This window comes from Arthrobacter saudimassiliensis (assembly GCF_059090665.1).
Window position 1 is genome coordinate 811,557 of sequence record NZ_JBNHFX010000002.1, and the last position, 18,636, is coordinate 830,192.

Here is an 18,636-nt window from a genome sequence, read left to right on the forward strand (position 1 = left end):
AGAATCAATTCGAACATGTGTTCGAGTCTATGGCAGCGTTCACCCCGGAGGCAGGTTTAGGGATGCGGGGGCGTTACCTCACTCAGCGGCGTCCGCCTACCCGCTCCACTGCGTCGTACCCGTCCTCCACAACTCGCCGAAAATCGCGCCCCTCCACAACGCGCTGAAACCCGTCCTGCACAACTTGTCCACGGGCTCTATGAGCGCCAGTTTCGCGACCGCCATACCAACGCCTCGCCCGCCCTACCAGCGCCCGTTCCGCGGCCGGGGCTGGCACACCGGGCAGGTGTACGAGGAGCGGTTCATAAAGGACTCACGCCGGATCAGTGTCGCCAGTCCCCGTTCCTCGCAGCGCGGGCACGGCAGCGCCTCCCGCCCATACGCGTTGAGGGACCGCGCAAAGTAGCCGGACGCACCGTTGACGTTGACGTAGAGCGAATCGAAACTGGTTCCGCCGGCTTCGAGTGCACGCGCCATGACGTCCTGCACCGCGTCCAGCAGGCGTTCGGTTTCGGGCCGGCGGATGGTGTCAGTGGCGCGGGCATAGTGCAGCTTGGCAGCCCAGAGCGCTTCATCCGCATAGATGTTCCCGATCCCGGAGACCATCCCCTGGTCGAGCAACGCCCGCTTCAGCCCCGTCTTGCGCCGCCGCAGCGCGGCATGGAAGCCGTCACGGGAAAAGGCCGGGTCCAGCGGATCCCGGGCAATGTGCGCCGCTTCCTCCGGCACCAGCGCCAGCGGCGTTTCGGCGAGCCCGCCGGGCTGCCCGTCGGCCGTCGGCACCAGCCGGGAAAGGAACATGCCGCCGAAAATGCGCTGGTCCACGAACCGCAGCTGCGTAGGCAGCGGCGTCCCGTCGGCGTCGTGCGCCTCGCCGAGCACCAGGCGAACCTTCAGGTGCTTCTCATCGGGCTGATGCGGGTCCTCCACCAGCAGCTGGCCGCTCATGCCCAGATGCGCCATAAGCGCCTGGGTGGGCGGCGCCGTCGGCTGCTCACCCTCGCCGCGCAGCGGCATCCACAGGAACTTGCCGCGGCGCACGGCATCGAGGACGACGGCGCCCTCCAGGTTTGCGCGCAGGTCCTCGGCGCCGGCGGGGTGCCGGCGGACGGACCGGGCGTCCAGCACCTCCGCCGTTTCGATGGTGCGGCCGCGGACCCAGCGGGCGAGTCCGCGGCGCACCACCTCGACTTCAGGCAGTTCGGGCATGAAGGCTCAGCGTTCGGCGGGTTGCGAGGCCGGTGCGGCTGCGGAAGTGCGCACGGTGTCGGCCAGGCCGGAATCGGTCCGGGCGGCCGCCTGTTCCTCGGCGCTGCGCAGCAGCTTCCAGGACGCGGCTGCTGCCTCCTGCTCGGCTTCCTTCTTCGAATGGCCGGTGCCGCTGCCGTAGGGCCGGCCTCCGATCACCAGGACGGCTTCGAAGCTGCGGGCATGGTCCGGCCCCGAACCGCTCACCTGGTATTCGATGTCGCCGAGCTTTCGGGCGGCGGCGATCTCCTGGATGCTGGTCTTCCAGTCGGTACCGGCGCCGAGGGCTTCGGTGTCGGCCAGCAGCGGGCCGATCAGGCGCATCACCATGGCCCGGGCGGCTTCAATGCCGTTGGTCAGGTAGACGGCGCCGATGATGGCTTCCGTGGTGTCGGCAAGGATCGAGGCCTTGTCCCGGCCGTTGGTCAGCTTCTCCCCCTGGCCGAGGAGGATGTACTGGCCCAGCCCGAGGTCGCGGGCGATCCCGGCGAGGGCACGCGTGCTGACGACGGCGGAGCGGCGCTTGGCGAGCTCGCCCTCGGAAAGGTCCGGGTGGTCCCGGAAAAGCGCGTCCGTCACGGAGAAGCCGAGAATGGAATCGCCCAGGAATTCGAGGCGTTCGTTCGTGGGAATGCCGCCGTGTTCGTAGGCGTAGGAGCGATGTGTGAGCGCAAGACGAAGCGTCTCGGCGTCGATGTCGACGCCGAGACGCTTCGTAAGCTCTTCAGTGTTCTTCACTTTTGAGATTCGACCTGAAAAGCGGTGCAGTGCCGGCCCTTCTCCGGGAAGGCCCGGCGGACACCGGTCTTAGACGTCTGCGACCTTGCGTCCCTTGTATTCAAGGAACAGCGCGGTACCGGCCGAGTCGGTGACAACCTTGGCCTGATGCGGCAGGCTGTAGGTCACGCGGCCGTTCTCGACGGTCTTGACCAGGTTGGGCGCAGTGGCCTTCCACTGGGACCGACGGGCACGTGTATTCGCGCGGGACATCTTCCGCTTGGGAACAGCCACGACTAACTCTCTTCTCTCTCGTCTGACTCTGTACTTGTTGCCGCTTCCGCGGTCATGCCAGCCAGCCCGGCGAGGGCTGCCCAGCGAGGATCCACGACCTCATGGTGGTGCTCCGGATCCTCTTCAAGGCTGGCTCCGCATTCGGAGCAGAGGCCTCTGCAGTCCTCCCGGCACACCGGCTGGAACGGCAGGGTGGTTACCACTGCGTCCCTCAGTGCCGGTTCAAGGTCGATGCTATCCTGCTCGATCCGGCGCTGCTCCTCTTCCTCTTCGAAGGACTCTGCGTCCTCGTAGTAGAAGAGTTCCTGCACGTCGACTTCCTGGTCATACGCGAGGGGCTTCAGGCACCGTCCGCATTCGCCCCGGATGGGAGCGACCACGGTTCCGGATACCAAAATCCCTTCGTGCACGGCCTCGAGCCTCAGGTCCAGATCAATTTCCGAACCCTCGTCGACGCCGATCAGCACCACACCGAAATCCTTCGGTGCCGGCACATGTTCCTGCATGGTTCGCATGGTCCCCGGGCTGCGCCCGAGGTCCTTGACGTTGACCGTCAGGGGCGAACCCGGATTTGTCCGCGAATGAACGCTAATGAGAACTCCTGTAGAACATAGACCGACATATCATCTTAGCCTGAGTCGGCCCCCAGACCCAAACCGGCAGCTGCGCCGACTGTCCGGGCCCTGCCCTGCGGGCCGGATACCACCTCCATCCTAGCGCGGGCCTGCCGCGAAGACAGCCGGGCGCCTCCCGTGGGGGCGACGACGGCGCGGGCGCCTCCGGCGGGGCGCCCTTCCGGACGGGCGACGACGGCGCGCGGGCACACCCCGACGGCCACCCGTGCGGCTCCCCGGTTCAGGCGGCAGCGGTTTCCTGCCCTAAGGTTGCGGTGTGCCCAGCTCCACCTTTGTCGCCCCCCGCCTGCGCCGCAGCCTGCTCTCCGCGGCCGCGGCACTGATGTGCGTGGCGTTTCTGTGGCTGTTCACCTCGATCAACCTGTTCCGCTTTCCGCACCCGGACCAGCCTCCGGAGTCCGCGGACGCCGTCGTCGTCCTGGCGGGCGCGGCGGAGGAACGGCTCGACGTCGGCCGGCAGCTGTGGTGGGAGGGGCGCGCACCGGTCCTGGTCCTCTCGACCACCGACACGCCCGGAAACCAGCGGACTGATGTGCTATGCGACCACGGAACCAACCCCCGCGTCGTCTGCTTCAGCCCCGACCCGATGACCACCCGCGGTGAGGCGCGCGCCGTCGCCCGGCTGGCCGCGGAGAACGGGTGGGACGAGCTGATCGTGGTGACCTCGCGCTACCACCTGGTCCGGGCGCAGGCGAACCTCGAGCAGTGCAGCGGGGCGGACATCACCATGGCGGCTTCGGAGCCCGATCTGGGGCCGGGCCAGTGGCTGTCCCGCTTCGTCGAGGAGTCGGCGGGCACGGCGGCGGCGCTGCTGCGCCCCGCATGCGCGAACGCGATCTGAGCGGCCTGCCGCCCGGGCGCTCCTCCCCCGTCAGTCGCCCATCAGCCGCTTGTGCACACCGTGCGGCACATACTCCGTAATATCGCCGCCCAGACCGGCCACTTCCTTGATCAGGGTGGAGGACAGGTGCGTGTAGCCGCTCTCCGCCGGCAGGAAGACGGTTTCGACGCCGGTGAGGTGGCGGTTCATCATGGCCATCGGCAGCTCGTACTGGTAGTCCTGCGTGGAACGGATTCCCTTGACGATGGCATTGGCGCCGTGTTCGCGGCAGAAATCGGCCAGCAGGCCCTCGCCCATGGGCACCACGCGCACGCCGGCGAGCCCGCGCACCGATTCGCTCACCATCTCCAGGCGCTGCTCGTCGGTGAACCGGTACTTCTTGGCGTAGTTCGTCGACACGGCAACGATCACCTCGTCGAAGAGGTTCGCGGCCCGCGCGATGATCTCCAGGTGTCCGTTGTGGATGGGGTCATATGAGCCGGGGCACACTGCACGTTGCATCCCACGAATCTACCAAGCCCGCCCGTCACCGCCAGCCGCCCGCCGTGACAAACCGCGCCGTCCGCGCGCCGGCACGCAATACTGGAGAACATGACCGACTCGAACGCAGACACTCCGCTGGCCCTTTCCGGCTCCGCTCCGGCGCCCTGGCAGCGCACCGCCGCCGGCGCCAACCTGCTGGGGCCGGGCGGAGCCCTCGGCACCGTCATCTTCGAGGAGATCACCGGACTCGCCGCCCGCCACGGCGCCATCAACCTGGGCCAGGGCTTCCCGGATGAGGACGGGCCCGCGCCGGTGCTGGAAGCGGCCCGCGACGCCATCGCCTCCGGGCACAACCAGTACGCACCGGGCCAGGGCCTGCCGGTGCTCCGCGAGGCCGTCGCCGCTCACCAGGAGCGGTTCTACGGGCTGCGCCTGGACCCGGCCACGGAGATCATGGTTTCCACCGGAGCCACCGAGGCCATCGCGTCCGCCCTGCTGGCCCTGTGCGGGCCCGGCGACGAGGTGCTCACCTTCGAGCCCTTCTACGACTCCTACGGCGCCGTCATCGGCCTCACCGGCGCCGACCACGTCACGGTGCCGCTGCACGCCCCGGATTTCCTGCCCGACGACGAGCAGCTGGCGGCCGCCTTCAGCGACCGTACCCGCGTGGTACTGATCAACAACCCGCACAACCCCACCGGCACCGTCTTTCCCGCGGACCTTCTGCAGCGCATCGTCGACCTGGCGGCCCGCCATTCGGCCGTGATCGTGACCGACGAGGTCTATGAGCACCTAACCTTCGAGGCGCGCCATGTACCGGTGGCGACCCTCGACGGCGCCGCGGAGCGGACCCTGACCATTTCCTCGGCCGGCAAGACGTTCTCGGTGACGGGGTGGAAGGTGGGCTGGCTGACCGGTCCCGCGGAACTGGTGGCCGCGGTGCGCACGGTCAAGTCCTACCTCAGCTACACCTCCGGCACCCCCTTCCAGATCGCCGTCGCGCAGGCCCTGGCGCTGCCGACGTCGTTCTTCACCGGTACCGCCGCCGTCCTGGGTGCAAAGCGCGACCTGCTCAGCGAGGGCCTGCGGGCGGCCGGGCTGGGCGTGTACCGGCCGCAGGGGACCTACTTCGTCCTGGCCGACGTCGCCCCGCTGGGCTTCGACGACGCCACCGACCTGGCCCGCCGCCTGCCGGAACTGATCGGCGTCGCGGCCATTCCGGTCGCGCCCTTCTGCCATGACGACGGCGCCGAACGCACCCGGACCCTGCTCCGGTTCGCCTTCTGCAAGAAGACGGACGTGCTCACCGAAGCCGCCGACCGGCTGGCCAAGCTGGGCGCCGCCCTGTGACCGGGAGCGGCGGCAACGCAAAGCACCCGTCGAGGCTGCTGCGCGGCATCGGCGCCCACGCGGTGATCCATCCGGACGGGTACAGCGACGGCGCGTGGGTGCTGAGCATCGGCGGAGCGGAGCAGTCGCATGTGGATCTGGCCCGGCCGCAGGAGATCTTCTACGAGTACCTGCGGCGGATCGGCAACGTGCTGGACCTGGCCGCTCCCCCGGGCCGCCCGCTGCGGGCGCTGCACCTGGGTGCCGGTGCCCTGACTCTGGCCCGATACCTGCAGGCCACCCGCCCGGGGTCGGAACAGCACGCGGTGGAGCTGGAGCGTGAGCTGCTGGACTTCGTCCTGGCGCATCTGCCGCTGCCGGAGGGCACCCGGCTGGAGCCGGTGATCGGCGATGCGCGGGAGGAACTGGAGCGGTACGCTCGCGGGTCCTTCGACGCCGTCGTGCTCGATGTCTTCGCGGGTGCGGACGCGCCGGGCCATCTGACCGAGCCGACCTACTATGCGCAGCTGCTCTCGCTGCTGACGGAGTCCGGGGTGCTGCTGGTGAACGTCGGCGACGATCCGCCGCTGGCGTTCGCGCGTGCCCAGGTGCGGGCACTGCAGGAAGCCGTGGAATCAGCGCGGCCCGACGCCGGCGTCGCGGCGCTGGGCGAACGCAGCATGTTCTCCGGCCGTTACCCGGGTAACATCGTCCTGGCCGCCGCGGCGACGGGCTGGCCCGAGGAATGGACCGGTGCGCTGCTGGCCGCCGGGCCGCATCCGGCGGCGGTGCTCACGGGCGAGGAATTGGACCGCTTCGCGGGCCAATAGCCCCCGACGTACCCGTCGGGTTGGATCTGAGAGCGCGTGCGGGCCGTCTGACTCGGGCACGCGGCCGGGCTCAGGCCTGTTTGTCGGCGGCTTCTTCGGGGACGGCCGGTTCAGCAAACCAGAGCACGGTCTCGCCGTACTTCCGGTCCGCGAACCGCTCCAGGCCCGCCGGCCACTGCGGTTCCGGTGAGCGTGCGGAACGCTCGACCACGACGACGGCGCCGTCAGCCAGGTGCGTGGCCAGCTGTGCCAGGACGGTGCCAAGGTCGGGTTCGGCGTCGCCGTACGGCGGGTCAAGGAACACCAGGTCCCAGGTGATCCCCGCGGGGATGCGGGCCAGATAGGTCTCCACCTTGGCCCGGTGGACGGAGACCCGCGGGGCGCCGAGCCTGTCATTGAGGAGGTCCGCGTTGCGCCGGCACACGGCGGCGGCCTTTTCTGCCGCCTCCACCAGGTCCACGGCTGCGGCGCCTCGGCTGGCGCTTTCCAACCCGAGCGCTCCCGAGCCGGCATACAGGTCAAGCACCCGCGCGCCGTCGAGCACCCCGTAGGACTCAAGGCGGGAAAACAGGGCCTCCTTGACGCGGTCGGTGGTCGGGCGGGTGTTGTCCCCGGGAACGGCTGCGAGGGTGGTGCCGCCGGCGGCTCCGGCGATGATGCGGCTCATGGTTCAACCTTATCCGCCGGCGGTGGACGCTTCTTTCCGCTGCCGGCGCGGGACACCGATCAGCCCCGGTCGAGGAAGGCCTGCGCCTCGGGATCCAGATACCGCGAAATGGCTGCCGCCAGCGCAGGAAACTCCGCCAGCTCCGGATCCTGGCGGATCAGCAGCTGGGCGTCATCGCGTGCCTGCGCGATCAGGGCCTCGTCCTGCACGGCACGGAGCAGGCGCAGGGTGGAGCGGCCGCCGGACTGCGCGGCACCGAGGATGTCGCCCTCGCGGCGCAGCTCAAGGTCCCGACGCGACAGTTCGAAGCCGTCAGTGGTGGAGGCGACGGCATCGAGCCGTTCCCGGCTCGGGTGCCCGTTCTCGAGCCCGGTGACCAGCAGGCAGGTGCCGGGCAGCCCGCCCCGGCCCACCCGGCCGCGCAGCTGGTGCAGCTGGGAAATACCGAACCGGTCGGCGTCGAGGATCACCATCAGGGTGGCGTTGGGGACGTCCACACCCACCTCGATCACGGTGGTGGCCACCAGCAGGTCCACCGTCCCGCGGTTGAAGCCCTCCATGACGGCGGCCTTTTCCTGCGGCTCCATCCTGCCGTGCAGCATGCCGATCCGGGTGTCGGCCAGTGCCGGCAGCGACGAGAGCCGCTCATAGACGGCAGCCACGGAGGCCAGCTCACGCTGGGCTCCTGCCCCGGCCGGCTCCGCCGTTCCCGGCAGCAGTCCCGGATCGGAGCCGGGCTCCTCGTCCCGGTCACCGATCTTGGGGCACACCACGTAGACCTGCCGCCCGGCGTCGATCTCCTCGCGCGCCCGCTGCCAGATCCGCGCCTCCCAGCCCGGATGGTCCGCCAGCGGGGCCAGATGCGTGCTGATCGGCGCGCGCCCGGCGGGCAGCTCGGCAAGGGTGCTGACCTCCAGATCGCCGAACACGGTCATGGCGACGGTGCGCGGAATGGGCGTGGCGGTCATGACCAGCAGATGCGGGGTGCTGCGGCCGCGGCTGCGCAGGACGTCACGCTGCTCGACGCCGAACCGGTGCTGTTCGTCGACCACCACCAGGCCCAGGTCGGCGAACTGGACGTTCTCGGACAACAGCGCGTGGGTGCCCACCACGATCCCCGCCTCCCCGCTGGCAATATCCAGCATCGCCGCACGCCGCTGGGCGGTGGGCATGGACCCGGTAAGCAGCCGCACGCGGGTGCCTTCGTCGTCGCCGCCGAGCAGGCCGCCCTCGGCCAGCGGGCCGAGGGTTCGGGTGATGGAGGCGTAATGCTGCGCGGCGAGGACTTCGGTGGGCGCGAGCAGGGCCGCCTGCCCGCCGGCGTCGATCACCTGGAGCATGGCCCGCAGCGCCACCAGGGTCTTTCCGGAACCGACCTCGCCCTGCAGCAGCCGGTTCATCGGATGCGGGCGGGCCAGGTCCGCGCTGATCTGCTGCCCGACGTCGGCCTGTCCGGCGGTGAGCGTAAACGGCAGGTCGGCGTCGAACCGGTCCAGCAGCCCGCCCTCCCGGGACGGGCGGGCCGTGGCGTCCTCCAGCTCGGTGAGCGCCCGACGCCGGGCCAGCTCGGCCTGCAGCACCAGGGCCTCCTGGTAGCGGAAGCGGTGGCGGGCGCGGTAGGCGTCGGAGAGCTCGGCGGGCCGGTGGATCATCTCGAAGGCCTCGACCATGCGGGGCAGCCCGTCGCGGCGGCGGATCCGCTCCGGCACCGGGTCGGCCGGGGACGCGCCCTGCAGCCCGTCGAGCAGGACGGCGACGGCGTCGGCGATCTTCGGGCTGGCCAGCGCGGCGGTGGCGGGATAGACCGGGATGGGCCGGCGGGCAATGTCCTCGTCGAGGTCGGCGTCTTCGTCGAGGACCACGTAGGTGGGGTTGGTCAGGGTCAGCTGCTCCCGGTACATCCCGACCTTGCCGGAGAACAGCGCGCGCACGCCCACCCGCAGGTCCTTTTCCGCGGTGTAGCCGTTGAAGAAGCTCAGGTGCAGCCGGCCGAGCGTGCCGTCGGTGTCGTCGGTGACCACCACTTCCAGGAGCATGCCCTTGCGGGTGCGCATCCGGCGGGAGTTCGCGCTCTGCACGCGGGCGATCAGGGAGACGTCTTCGTCGTAGGGCAGCTCGGCGATCGGCGTCAGCTCGCCGCGTTCAAGATAGCGGCGTGGAAAGTGGTGCAGCAGGTCGCCCACCGTTTTGAGGCCCAGCTGCTTCTCCAGCTTCGCGGCCGAGGCCTTGCCCAGCCGGCGGTCCAGCGGAAAATCGAGTTCAGCGGGCAGGTCAGACTTCATGCGTCTCGGGGATCTCCCGGGTTTCGTGTCCGTCGGCGGACAGCTCGGTGATGGTCACATTGGTGGGTTCGCCCACACTGCGCAGGGCGTCCAGCGCGGAGCCGGCGTCGGGGGTGTGCACGTGCACCCGCCAGCGGTAGCCCTCCCCCACCGGCTCGACGGCGCTCATGATCACGGACTCGCCGAGTTCATCCAGCTGCAGGCGCAGGGTGGCGGCGTCGAGCGGGCTGAGGGTGATGGTGCACATGACCTCCACCCCCTCCATCTGCGGCTGCGTGGAGTGGATGTGCGGTGCCTGCACGTCGTAGCCGTGCAGGCCGTCGAGCAGCTCCTCCTGGAGTTCCTCGCCGAGGGCCGCGGCACGCAGCGCGTCGAGGATCAGCAGGAACCCCACGCCGCCGGCGTCCACCACGCGGGCGGCGGCAAGTTCATCGAGCTGCTGCTCGGTGTGCACGACGGCGGCCAGTGCCCCGGTCACCATGGCCCGCAGGCTGGCGGCGAGCGCGGCGTTGCTGTCGTCGCCGGACTTCGCGCCGTCCTGTTCGGACACTATGTGGGCGGCTTCCTCGAGCACGGAGAGCATGGTGCCGGGTACGGGATCGCTGAGCACGGACCAGGAACGCAGCTGCGCGCGCTGCAGGGCTTCGGCCAGCAGCGGAGCGGACAGGCGGGTGTGCCCCTGCAGCGGTTCCGACATGGAGGTGAGGAAGACCGACAGCAGGGTGCCGGAGTTGCCCCGGGCCTGCTCCATGGCGGCCCGCCCGGCGGTGCCGAGCAGCTCGCCGATGTCCGTGGTCTCGAGCGATTCGACCGCTTCGGCGGCCGCACACAGGGTGCGGTACAGGTTGGTGCCGGTGTCGCCGTCCGCGACCGGAAAGATGTTGATGGCGTTAAGGCGGTCGCTGTGGTTGCCCAAGGACACTTCGGCGTTGCTCAACCATCGCTTCAGCGCTTGCGCGTTGGCGGTGATCTTATTCTGCAAAACGGTTCCGTTCCATGCTGGCCTGCCTTCCGGCTGGCGGGCGCCCTTGCCCGCAGCCCATTTGTCAGTGTTGAGCCTACCGCAGGGCACCGACACCGTTCGAGGTCCCTGCGGGGCCGACGGGCCGGGCGGAACGACGGGCGGGAAGCCCGGTTTACTCGCAACCGCGCCTCCACCACGCAAATATCACTCGTGGTCATGTCTGCCAACCAGACATACACTCAGCCGCATTCCGCGCCGCCGTGAGCTGCGCGCGCCAAGTCCGAGGAGTCGCAATGGGGGAATCACCACCGCTTGTGATGCCCGTGTACGGGACGAGGCCGGAGGCCATCAAAATGGCCCCGATCATTAAGGAACTGCGGTCCAGGACGACCGTCGAAGCGTTCGTCACCGTCACCGGCCAGCACCGGGCCATGCTCGACCAGGTCAACGACCTGTTCGGCATAGTCCCGGACCACGATCTCAATATCTTCCAGCCCGGGCAGAGCCTCAACGGCATCCTCACCCGCACCCTCGACGGGCTGGACAAGCTGTTCAGCGTTAACAGGCCGGACGTGGTGCTGGTGCAGGGCGATACAACCACGTCTCTGGGCGCCGCGTTGGCGGCCTTCCATCAGGGCATCCCGATCGTCCACGTCGAGGCGGGCCTGCGCAGCGGCAACCCCTGGTCGCCCTTCCCTGAAGAGGGAAACCGCAAACTGATCAGCACGATCGCGTCTCTGCACCTGGCGCCCACCGAGGGCAGCCGGCGGAACCTGATCCGCGAGAACGTCCGTCCCGAAGACATCGTGGTCACGGGCAACACCGTCATCGACGCCCTGTTCCGGACCGTTGCCCGGGACGTTCCCTTCCGCGACCCCGCGCTGGAGCGCCTCGCGGCCTCGGGGCGGCAGATCCTGCTGGTCACCACCCACCGCAGGGAAAACCAGGGAGAGGCCATGCGCGGAGTCGGCCGGGCACTTGCCCGGCTCGCGGCCGAGGAGCCTGACCTCGCCGTGGTGCTGCCGGCCCACGCCAATCCCGCCGTTCGCGGGGCACTGCTGCCGGCGGTGCGGGAGAGCCCCAATGTCCTGGTTACGGACCCCCTGCCCTATGGGGAGTTCTGCCGTCTGCTGTCCATTTCCTACCTGGCCCTTACGGATTCCGGCGGCATCCAGGAGGAAGCACCCAGCCTGGGGGTTCCCGTCCTGGTCATGAGGGACAATACCGAGCGTCCCGAAGCCGTGGAGGCCGGAACCGCCAGGCTGGTGGGAACGGATGAAGCCCGGATCGTCGCCGAAGTCCAGGCCCTGCTCCGCGACAGCGGCAGCTACCGCCGTATGGCGGCGGCGGTCAATCCCTACGGCGTCGGGGCGGCGGCCCGGGCCAGCGTTGCCGCCATCGAACGGCTCCTGGGCCTTGAGGACCGAACGACGCAGCGGGCCTAGCCGGAAAGAACTGCTTTCCAGTCGGCGATGAACCGTTCCTTTGAGTACCGGTCCTGAATGGCCCGCGCGGCCAGCGACATTTCCCGGGTCAGCTCCGGGTCCGACAGTCCCAGGATCAGTGCATCCGCGAGCTCGGTTTCGTTTCCATGTTCCACGAGAAAGCCGTTGACGCCGTTCTGCACCATTTCCCTCGGGCCGTATTTAATGTCGTAGGCGACCGGGACACATCCTGCCGCCATGCTTTCCGCCAGGGAAAGGCAGAATCCCTCATAATCCGAGGCCACTATGGACATGGCCGCACCGAGGAAAACGGTTTCCGCATCCGCGGCGAAACCGGCGATGCTCACGGATTCCGCGAGCCCCAGGTCGCTGATTGCCTTGGCCATCGCCTGCTCGGAGCTGCCCCTGCCGTAAAAGACCAGCTTGGCCTCGGGCACGGCGTCAACCACCCGGCGGAACGCCCGAACCGCGGCCAGCTGCCCCTTGATCTCCTCGAACCTTCCGACCATGACCACTTTCAGGCCGTCCCGGGGAGCATCGCGCGAGACGGCCGGAACGTAGTGCGGGATGGTGTGCAGCGACGGAAGCCTGCCATGCGATTTCCACAGGTCCCGTCGCTGCTCCTCCGTCAGCACCACCACGTGCCGGCAGTCGGCCAGGTGGTTGAACAGGTCCGCCATCTCCGGGCGTACGGGCGCGCCGTACCGATACGGCTTCGACAGGTGGTTGTTGTGGACCGTGTAGACCACCCGGGCATCGAATTCGCGCTCAAGCGCCGTCAGCGCTGCGCGTCGGCTGCCGTATTCGGAGATGATGGTCGGAGCGGACGTGCCCGGCAGCACAAAGTACCGCATCCAGTAGTGGAAAACGTCGACCATGCTCCGGCACTCAAAGCCCTCCGACGTGCGTGGATACAGTTCCAGCCCCAGAATGCGCTGGCTTGCTTCATCACGGGATTCCTCGAGGAAACATCGGCCCCGCCGGTCAACGTAGCGGACCACCTGCGGCTTGCCGGTACTGCCCATGATGTCGATCCGGCAGGGGCGGCCCCGCGAATCGTGCCAAATGCGTCGCGTATGGGCTCCGTCGTCAAGATGGTCGATGAACACCACGCGGTCCCCCCGCAGCAGGACGCGGTGCCGATACTGTCCCTCGAACCGGCCGGCCAGGGCATCGGTACGCCCGCCCATCGCCTGGTAGACCCAGCCTTCTCCGCCCAGGGGACTCTCGTACGGCTCATCCGCAGGGTAAAGCCGCTGCCCGGCAAGGTCATGGAACATGTAGCGCACCGTAATCGCGCCGCCGATCCTCCTGTGGTCCAACAGCTCCCGCGTCTGGTCGTCGTAGTCGGTGGAGAAGTGGTCGACGAGTATCTCGGTGCTGATCCCCGCTTCGGCAAAGGTCTCTGCCCGCCGCAGCACGGACATCGCCAAGCCTGTGGGCCGGCCCGGAAGGACTCCGATCATGGCCACGTACACGTGTCCGTTCTCCATGCCGTGCTCCTGGGGTGGACGTTGTTTCGGGGATGGACCTGGCTGAACTTTAGGGGCGGATTCGCCGTATATTCCACGTAGCTTTTTCGGTTGGCCGCCGCCCGCCCGGGGACTATCATCCCCGCATGGTGCAGCTGAATACGCTCTCGACGTATAAGGATGACAACGGAAACCGCATCCTCTACTCCGGCCCGAACCTTTCCGGAGTACATATAGACTTCCGTGGATCCGGCAACACGATCGAGGCCGCCGGAAACATCCGCCCCGGAAAACTGAATGTGACCTTTGACTGCGACAACGGGACGCTGCGCCTCGGCGGGAGCCGTTTCGGAACTTTTTCCGCCTTTATCCGGGTCGGTCAGGACTCGCTGGTGTCCATCGGCGAAAACGTCACGACCACCAACAGCTGCGTGATCTCCGCCGTGGAGGGCACTGCCGTAACCATCGGCGACGACGTCATGCTGGCCAGCGAAAACGAGCTGCGCGCTGATGACGGACATGCCATCTTCGACATCGCATCGGGAAAACGCGTGAACTGGTCGAAGGACATCTCGGTGGGCAACCACGTATGGCTGGCGAAGCGGGCGGTGCTGCTCGGAGGTGCCGAGGTCGGCGACGGCAGCGTCATCGGCTTTGCCTCGCTGGTTACCGGCCCGGTACCCAACAACTGCGTGGCCGTAGGTTCCCCGGCCCGCGTCATCCGGCGCGACATCGCCTGGGAACGCCCGCACCTGTCCAGGGCACGTCCGTTCTACAAGCCGGACGCCTCCACGGTCACCCGGTCGCCCTACTGGAATCCGACCCGGCCCGCTGACACCCCGGCCTAGCTCGGTAAACCTAGCTGCGCCTCTACAGCGCCACGGCCGCGAACCGGGCCAGGGCGTCCTTCTGGTAGACCTCATAATCGAAGGGCTCCTGCGGGATAGTCCCTTCCAGGAAGCGGCGCATGCCGCCGGCGAGACCTTCCCTCCCGTCCTCCACCAGGAGTCCGTACCCGTCCTTGAGCACGCTGCGCGGCCCCACCACATCGGTGGAGATCACCGGCAGCCTCAGGATCAGCGCCTCGAGGACGGCCAGGCCCTGCCCTTCGTATTCGGATGAGAAGACGAAGCAGTCGGCCCGTTTCAGGGCCGGAAACGGATTTGCCCGGCGACCTGCCAGCATGACCTTTTCGGTCAGCCCCAGCCGGCGGACCAGCGCGGTCAGTGACTGATGCAGCGGGCCGTCGCCCAGGATCGCCAGCCTGGTCTGCGGATGCTCCGCGTTCACTGCGGCGAATGCCTTGATCAGCCGGGCATGTCCCTTTTCCGGGGAAAGGCGCCCGGCCGTCACGAAGAGGGGCCCACCCGCCGCCGCAAACGCGGCAATATCTGCATCCAGGGCCTCCTCTGCCAGCCGGACGGTCTCATCGGGATTGATGAGGTTGTTGCAGAACGTGAAGGATTCAGGGTCCAGCCTGAACCTGCCGGCGAGGCTGCGGGCATTCTCCTCGGCGACACTCTCGGTGACCGAGGCCAGGGCATCGAACCGCCGGTACAGCCGGAAGTTGCCTTCCAGGTATTCGAACCGGGTCCGCCATTCCCGGTGCATATCGTTGTGAAGCCAGACCGTTTTCCGGCTCCCGGGCGGCGCGCAGCCCAGCAGCGCCGTCCAGAACCTGGCGTACCCCTCGAAGCAGATCACCGAATCAAAGCGGCCGGCGCCGAAAACCCGGCGGAACTCACGGGCGAAGGCCCGGTCGATCACGGCCCACATCTCCTCGGAGTCCACGTCGTGCTGGGAGTTGAACTTGTCGATGACCCACCGTTCCTCCGGCGTCAGCACGTGTGCTCCCACCCGGCCCAGCACCCGAACATGGTCCGGGTTCCCGGCGAACTTCTCCAGCCTTTCCGGGCGGGATGCCAGGGCTTCGGGGTCCACGACCACGTAGACGTTGTTCTCGTCCCTGTCGAGGTGGGAGGTCAGGTTCAGGTAGGAGGTGGTGATGCCGTTTGGCAGGAAGGAGCCCTGAAACATCAGCACATTGCGGCGGTTATCGCTCCGGTTCGGCAGGTCGTCCGCAGTGCTGCCGAAAAAGAAGAACTCGAGCACCCGCTGCGAGGCCGCCCCGTCCTCCCGGGGGCAGAACTTTTCCCGCGCCCCGAGATGGCCCATCGGCAGGACGGCATGCTGCGCCGACGCCAGCAGGGACTTGACCGCCTCCAGCACCTCCGGGAGCGACCGGCACACCGTCCCCGGCATTTCCTCCAGGTCAAAGTAGAGCCCGCGCTGTTCCCGGTAGTCCTCCAGATCATAGGCGTAGTGGATGATGGGGCGCCCCGTGGGGATGAAGTCGAAGAAGATGCTGGAGTAGTCGGTGATCAGCAGGTCCACCACGGCCAGCAGGTCGTTCGTGTCGATGTCGGCGGGCACGGCGTGCCGCTGCAGGGCCGTGCCCGCGCCCGGGCCTGTCATCGTGTGACCCCGGTACAGCAGATGCCAGTTCCCCCCGGCCAGCGCGCCGACGTCACGCCGAAGCCGTTCCTCGTCCACGGCGCGGCTGGCCAGGGACCCGCGCCAGGTCGGGGCGTAAAGAACCACTTTCCGCCCGGGCGGGACGTTGAGCCTCCGCCGCAGCCTGGCCTTTTCCTCCCCCGACGTGCCGATGACGGCATCGATGCGCGGGTAGCCCGTCAGGGCGATCCTCCCCGCGAACAGGCCCGCGACGTCGTATCTGTCGATCAGACAGTCCGCGGTGAACCGGTTGGGGGCAATCATGTGCGTTGCGTGCAGGAAGTTCCGCGCGGCGTTCCGATGCTCCAGCACCCCTCCCCGGATGTCCCGGCCCAGGGTTTTCAGCGGCGTGCCGTGCCAGGTGTTGAGGTACTGCTGGCCCTCGCGTCGGATGAAGTAGGGCGGGAAGGTGTTGTCGTTGACCAGGTACTCCGCGCTGGCCAGGTAGCGCAGGTACAGATCGCTGTCCCGGGCCACGAAGACAAAGTCCGACCGCCCGGCGAACTCAGCGGGAATGTGCTCACGGTTGTTGAGCACCCAGACGTGGCGGAAACCGTGGAACCGGACGTCGGCCAGCACGGCGCGGCACAGATGCAGCGGGTTGCCGCCCACGACCGCCCCGTGGCCGCTTTCATACAGGATCGTGCCGCGCCGCAGCGCCAACGTCTCAAGGTACTCCGTGTAGGGCATGATCCGACGATGCAGCTTTTGGCGCATGTACGGCACGGTATCGACGCCGTGGGGCCGCTTGAACTGCCGTGTCTCCAGGAACGCTGCGCACGCTTCGCGATACCTGCCCAGCCCCGTCAAGGCCCGCCCCAGCCTGAACCACCGATCCGGGTTGTACTGCTCCGTCCGTTCCACCGCCGCCTCATAGGCGGCGGCCGCGACCCGGGCAAATCCGGCCGCCTCGGCCCGCAGCCCGACCCGGTGACAGAGATCCGCAGACTGGGCTGCCTGCGCATCCGCAAGGTTCCGTTCCAGTGCCTGTTCGAGGTTCGTGTCGTTCCGGGCTGCGGCTGCCGCTGCGACCGCAGCCGTACCGTCGTGCGCAGCGGCGGGGGCGGGGTCCTTGCGGGACAGGAGGAAAGCGATGCAGGCTTCGCGGTGGCGGCCCTGCAGATGCAGGACGTAGCCGAGCCGGTACTTCCAGTAGGCGTGGTCGTCCCCGGGGCTGTGCAGGGCGCGTGAGTAGGCGGCCTCGGCTCTGGCCGGGTTCCCCAGCCGCTCCCATGACAGCCCCAGCCGCCAGTACAGCCTCTCGGCGGAGGGATCGACCGCGGTACCGGCCTCAAGGGCTTCGACGGCGCCGGCCCAGTCGTAGCTCTTTTGGCGTGCCAGGCCCAACCGGTAACAGAGCTCCACTGAGCGGGGTGCACTGTCCTGCCGGCTGGCGTAGTGCTCTGCGGCGAGCCGCCACCTGCCCGCCGCCTGGAAATAGGCGCCCACGCCCAGTGCCCGGATTTCCTCGGACTCTTCGTTGGCGAGGGCCCGCCGGTAACAGCGCTCCGCTCCCGCCCGGTCGCCGCCTTCTTCCCGCGCCCAGCCTTCCCTGAACGCCAGCCGGGCTGAGTCCGGCAGAAGCCGGGAAGCCAGGGCGTAGGCCTCGGCGGCCTCGTTCCAGCGACCCATCCGCAGCCGGGCATCGCCCAGGCGGGCGGCCCAGTCCGGATCCCCGGCGCAGGCGGCCGAGCCTTCCTCAAGGACCTCGATCAGCTGCCAGGTCGGTACCTTGGCCTTGAGCGCCTGCTCGAGGCGGGCGTTCGCAAGGGCGGCTTCGCAGGCGGCGAGCCGGTGCCGCCAACGTTCATTGGCGGCCAGGCTCAGGGCCCGGCGGTACCTGTCAGCCGCCTCGACGTAGCGTTTGCGGCGTTCGAGGACGAATCCGAGGCGGTACTGCCAGTCCGCCCGGGCAGGGTCCAGCCGGGTGGCATGCTCCAGCACGGGCACGGCTTCGTCGAGGCGGCCGGCCCGGAAGAGGGTGTGGCCGAGGCGGAAGACCACCCGCGGGTTGTCCCCCTCCCCGAGCCGCCTGAGGCGTTCGTAGGTTGCCGCTGCCGCGGACCACGCCTCCCGGCGTTCCATCCTCCGGGCATGGGCGTACAGCGCCTGCCATCCGATCATTGATTCCCCCGTGAGACCCGAGCGTGCATGGTGATGTGAGACCGCGGCTATCAGGCGCTGACCCGGCGTCGCCCGAGCATTTCCTCGTTGGCGCGCACCAGATCTTCGGCGAAGTCCACTTCCACTGCGTAGAAGCTGCTGATATCCACCGGCAGGTACCTCGCCCCGTCTTCGGCGATGGCCAGTTCGATGCCTCCCTCGAAATACTCCTGGTCATGCACCTGGGCCAGGCGTTCAATGAGGGCAGCCTTGTCGGCGGAGGACACGTAGTTGATTCCCACGGCTTCGCCCAGAGGGTTCTGCACCTGCTTGGAGAGTTCCAGGATGAATCCGTCCTCACCGACTGTGTATTTCACTTCCTCGTCGGAGACGGAGGACGTGTCAACGGCGATAAACGACTCATCTGAATCGATCCACCGCTGCAGATATCCCAGCATCCGCGGGTCGAAGACAACATCGCCGTTCATCCACAGCACCCCGCCCGCGGATGAGTTCCGCAGGGCTTTCAGGAGGCTTTTGGAGGTATTGGTCCGGTCGTAGTGTTCGTTGTAGACAAAGGAGGCGTCGGGCACATGCCCCATGACCTGCTCCAGCTGGTAGCCCACCACAACGGTGAGGTGCAGCTTCGGGCCGAAGGTCGACTCGAGGTTTTCAACCTGCTGGGCCATGATGCTACGTCCGTCGTCGAGGCGGGTGAGCGGCTTGGGGTGCGGGCGGGCCAGCCGGGTCCCCATGCCGGCAGCCAGAATTATTGCTTGAACGGTCACGTCGCGTTCCTGTCGCTCGAGGGC

At 68.2% G+C, this 18,636-nt stretch carries 16 protein-coding genes; 5 read left to right on the plus strand and 11 right to left on the minus strand.

Annotation, left to right across the window (positions count from 1 at the left end; genetic code table 11):
• Positions 1–243: 243 nt before the first annotated feature.
• The 4 genes from mutM to AC5RV6_RS10960 form a co-directional block, all read right to left on the minus strand.
• The gene (gene mutM / locus AC5RV6_RS10945) at positions 244–1,209 is read right to left on the minus strand and encodes a bifunctional DNA-formamidopyrimidine glycosylase/DNA-(apurinic or apyrimidinic site) lyase (protein WP_494007323.1); all 966 of its coding nucleotides are present in this window, start codon (positions 1,207–1,209) and stop codon (positions 244–246) included.
• A gap of 6 nt (positions 1,210–1,215) precedes the next feature.
• A complete protein-coding gene (gene rnc / locus AC5RV6_RS10950; RefSeq protein ID WP_494007324.1) occupies positions 1,216–1,986 on the minus strand; it encodes a ribonuclease III in 771 nt (256 codons plus the stop codon).
• Positions 1,987–2,055: 69 nt separating this feature from the next.
• Positions 2,056–2,259: a 50S ribosomal protein L32 gene (gene rpmF, locus AC5RV6_RS10955; RefSeq protein ID WP_146364453.1), complete on the minus strand. Its 204-nt coding sequence runs from the start codon at positions 2,257–2,259 to the stop codon at positions 2,056–2,058.
• Positions 2,260–2,261: 2 nt separating this feature from the next.
• Positions 2,262–2,816, minus strand: a complete 555-nt coding sequence (locus tag AC5RV6_RS10960; protein ID WP_494007408.1) for a YceD family protein — start codon at positions 2,814–2,816, stop codon at positions 2,262–2,264.
• 334 nt (positions 2,817–3,150) lie between these two features.
• Here AC5RV6_RS10960 and AC5RV6_RS10965 point away from each other — a divergent pair, with 334 nt between their 5' ends.
• Positions 3,151–3,735: a YdcF family protein gene (locus AC5RV6_RS10965; protein WP_494007325.1), complete on the plus strand. Its 585-nt coding sequence runs from the start codon at positions 3,151–3,153 to the stop codon at positions 3,733–3,735.
• Between the two features lie 30 nt (positions 3,736–3,765).
• On the opposite strand, the gene coaD is transcribed toward AC5RV6_RS10965, so the two are convergent.
• Entirely contained in the window at positions 3,766–4,236 is a 471-nt protein-coding gene (gene coaD / locus AC5RV6_RS10970) for a pantetheine-phosphate adenylyltransferase (protein ID WP_494007326.1), read from the minus strand.
• 90 nt (positions 4,237–4,326) lie between these two features.
• Here coaD and AC5RV6_RS10975 point away from each other — a divergent pair, with 90 nt between their 5' ends.
• Both AC5RV6_RS10975 and AC5RV6_RS10980 read left to right on the plus strand, forming a co-directional pair.
• Complete coding sequence (locus AC5RV6_RS10975; protein WP_494007327.1) at positions 4,327–5,568, plus strand: aminotransferase class I/II-fold pyridoxal phosphate-dependent enzyme; 1,242 nt, start codon at positions 4,327–4,329, stop codon at positions 5,566–5,568.
• Positions 5,565–6,377 carry a spermidine synthase gene (locus AC5RV6_RS10980; RefSeq protein ID WP_494007328.1) on the plus strand — a complete coding sequence of 271 codons (813 nt, stop codon included), beginning with the start codon at positions 5,565–5,567 and terminating at the stop codon, positions 6,375–6,377. Before AC5RV6_RS10975 ends, AC5RV6_RS10980 begins: the two co-directional genes overlap by 4 nt.
• A gap of 70 nt (positions 6,378–6,447) precedes the next feature.
• On the opposite strand, the gene rsmD is transcribed toward AC5RV6_RS10980, so the two are convergent.
• The 3 genes from rsmD to AC5RV6_RS10995 are packed head-to-tail and all read right to left on the minus strand — an operon-like array spanning position 6,448 to position 10,275.
• Positions 6,448–7,044, minus strand: coding sequence for a 16S rRNA (guanine(966)-N(2))-methyltransferase RsmD (rsmD, locus tag AC5RV6_RS10985; protein ID WP_494007329.1), 597 nt, complete (start codon positions 7,042–7,044; stop codon positions 6,448–6,450).
• Positions 7,045–7,103: 59 nt separating this feature from the next.
• Positions 7,104–9,326, minus strand: a complete 2,223-nt coding sequence (locus AC5RV6_RS10990; RefSeq protein WP_494007330.1) for an ATP-dependent DNA helicase RecG — start codon at positions 9,324–9,326, stop codon at positions 7,104–7,106.
• On the minus strand, positions 9,316–10,275 hold the full coding sequence (locus AC5RV6_RS10995; protein ID WP_494007409.1) for a DAK2 domain-containing protein: 960 nt from the start codon (positions 10,273–10,275) through the stop codon (positions 9,316–9,318). Before AC5RV6_RS10995 ends, AC5RV6_RS10990 begins: the two co-directional genes overlap by 11 nt.
• 308 nt (positions 10,276–10,583) lie before the next feature.
• On the opposite strand from AC5RV6_RS10995, the gene wecB reads away from it, so the two are divergent.
• A complete protein-coding gene (gene wecB, locus AC5RV6_RS11000; RefSeq protein ID WP_494007331.1) occupies positions 10,584–11,735 on the plus strand; it encodes a non-hydrolyzing UDP-N-acetylglucosamine 2-epimerase in 1,152 nt (383 codons plus the stop codon).
• On the opposite strand, the gene AC5RV6_RS11005 is transcribed toward wecB, so the two are convergent.
• On the minus strand, positions 11,732–13,228 hold the full coding sequence (locus tag AC5RV6_RS11005; protein WP_494007332.1) for a glycosyltransferase: 1,497 nt from the start codon (positions 13,226–13,228) through the stop codon (positions 11,732–11,734). The genes wecB and AC5RV6_RS11005 overlap by 4 nt on opposite strands.
• Before the next feature lie 125 nt (positions 13,229–13,353).
• On the opposite strand from AC5RV6_RS11005, the gene AC5RV6_RS11010 reads away from it, so the two are divergent.
• Positions 13,354–14,055 (plus strand): acyltransferase, encoded by a 702-nt coding sequence (locus AC5RV6_RS11010; RefSeq protein ID WP_494007333.1) that lies wholly within the window; start codon positions 13,354–13,356, stop codon positions 14,053–14,055.
• Between the two features lie 22 nt (positions 14,056–14,077).
• On the opposite strand, the gene AC5RV6_RS11015 is transcribed toward AC5RV6_RS11010, so the two are convergent.
• The gene (locus tag AC5RV6_RS11015) at positions 14,078–17,845 is read right to left on the minus strand and encodes a CDP-glycerol glycerophosphotransferase family protein (RefSeq protein WP_494007334.1); all 3,768 of its coding nucleotides are present in this window, start codon (positions 17,843–17,845) and stop codon (positions 14,078–14,080) included.
• A 50-nt stretch (positions 17,846–17,895) separates the two neighbouring features.
• Positions 17,896–18,612, minus strand: coding sequence for a phosphocholine cytidylyltransferase family protein (locus AC5RV6_RS11020; RefSeq protein WP_494007335.1), 717 nt, complete (start codon positions 18,610–18,612; stop codon positions 17,896–17,898).
• Positions 18,613–18,636 lie beyond the last annotated feature (24 nt).

Excerpts from the sequence above, each read along its gene's own strand:
- mutM (WP_494007323.1), bottom strand. The coding sequence starts at position 1,209 with ATGCCCGAACTGCCTGAAGTCGAGGTGGTGCGCCGCGGACTCGCCCGC.
- coaD (WP_494007326.1), bottom strand. The coding sequence starts at position 4,236 with ATGCAACGTGCAGTGTGCCCCGGCTCATATGACCCCATCCACAACGGA.
- AC5RV6_RS10975 (WP_494007327.1), top strand. The coding sequence starts at position 4,327 with ATGACCGACTCGAACGCAGACACTCCGCTGGCCCTTTCCGGCTCCGCT.
- rsmD (WP_494007329.1), bottom strand. The coding sequence starts at position 7,044 with ATGAGCCGCATCATCGCCGGAGCCGCCGGCGGCACCACCCTCGCAGCC.
- AC5RV6_RS10990 (WP_494007330.1), bottom strand. The coding sequence starts at position 9,326 with ATGAAGTCTGACCTGCCCGCTGAACTCGATTTTCCGCTGGACCGCCGG.
- wecB (WP_494007331.1), top strand. The coding sequence starts at position 10,584 with ATGGGGGAATCACCACCGCTTGTGATGCCCGTGTACGGGACGAGGCCG.
- AC5RV6_RS11005 (WP_494007332.1), bottom strand. The coding sequence starts at position 13,228 with ATGGAGAACGGACACGTGTACGTGGCCATGATCGGAGTCCTTCCGGGC.
- AC5RV6_RS11010 (WP_494007333.1), top strand. The coding sequence starts at position 13,354 with ATGGTGCAGCTGAATACGCTCTCGACGTATAAGGATGACAACGGAAAC.
- AC5RV6_RS11015 (WP_494007334.1), bottom strand. The coding sequence starts at position 17,845 with ATGATCGGATGGCAGGCGCTGTACGCCCATGCCCGGAGGATGGAACGC.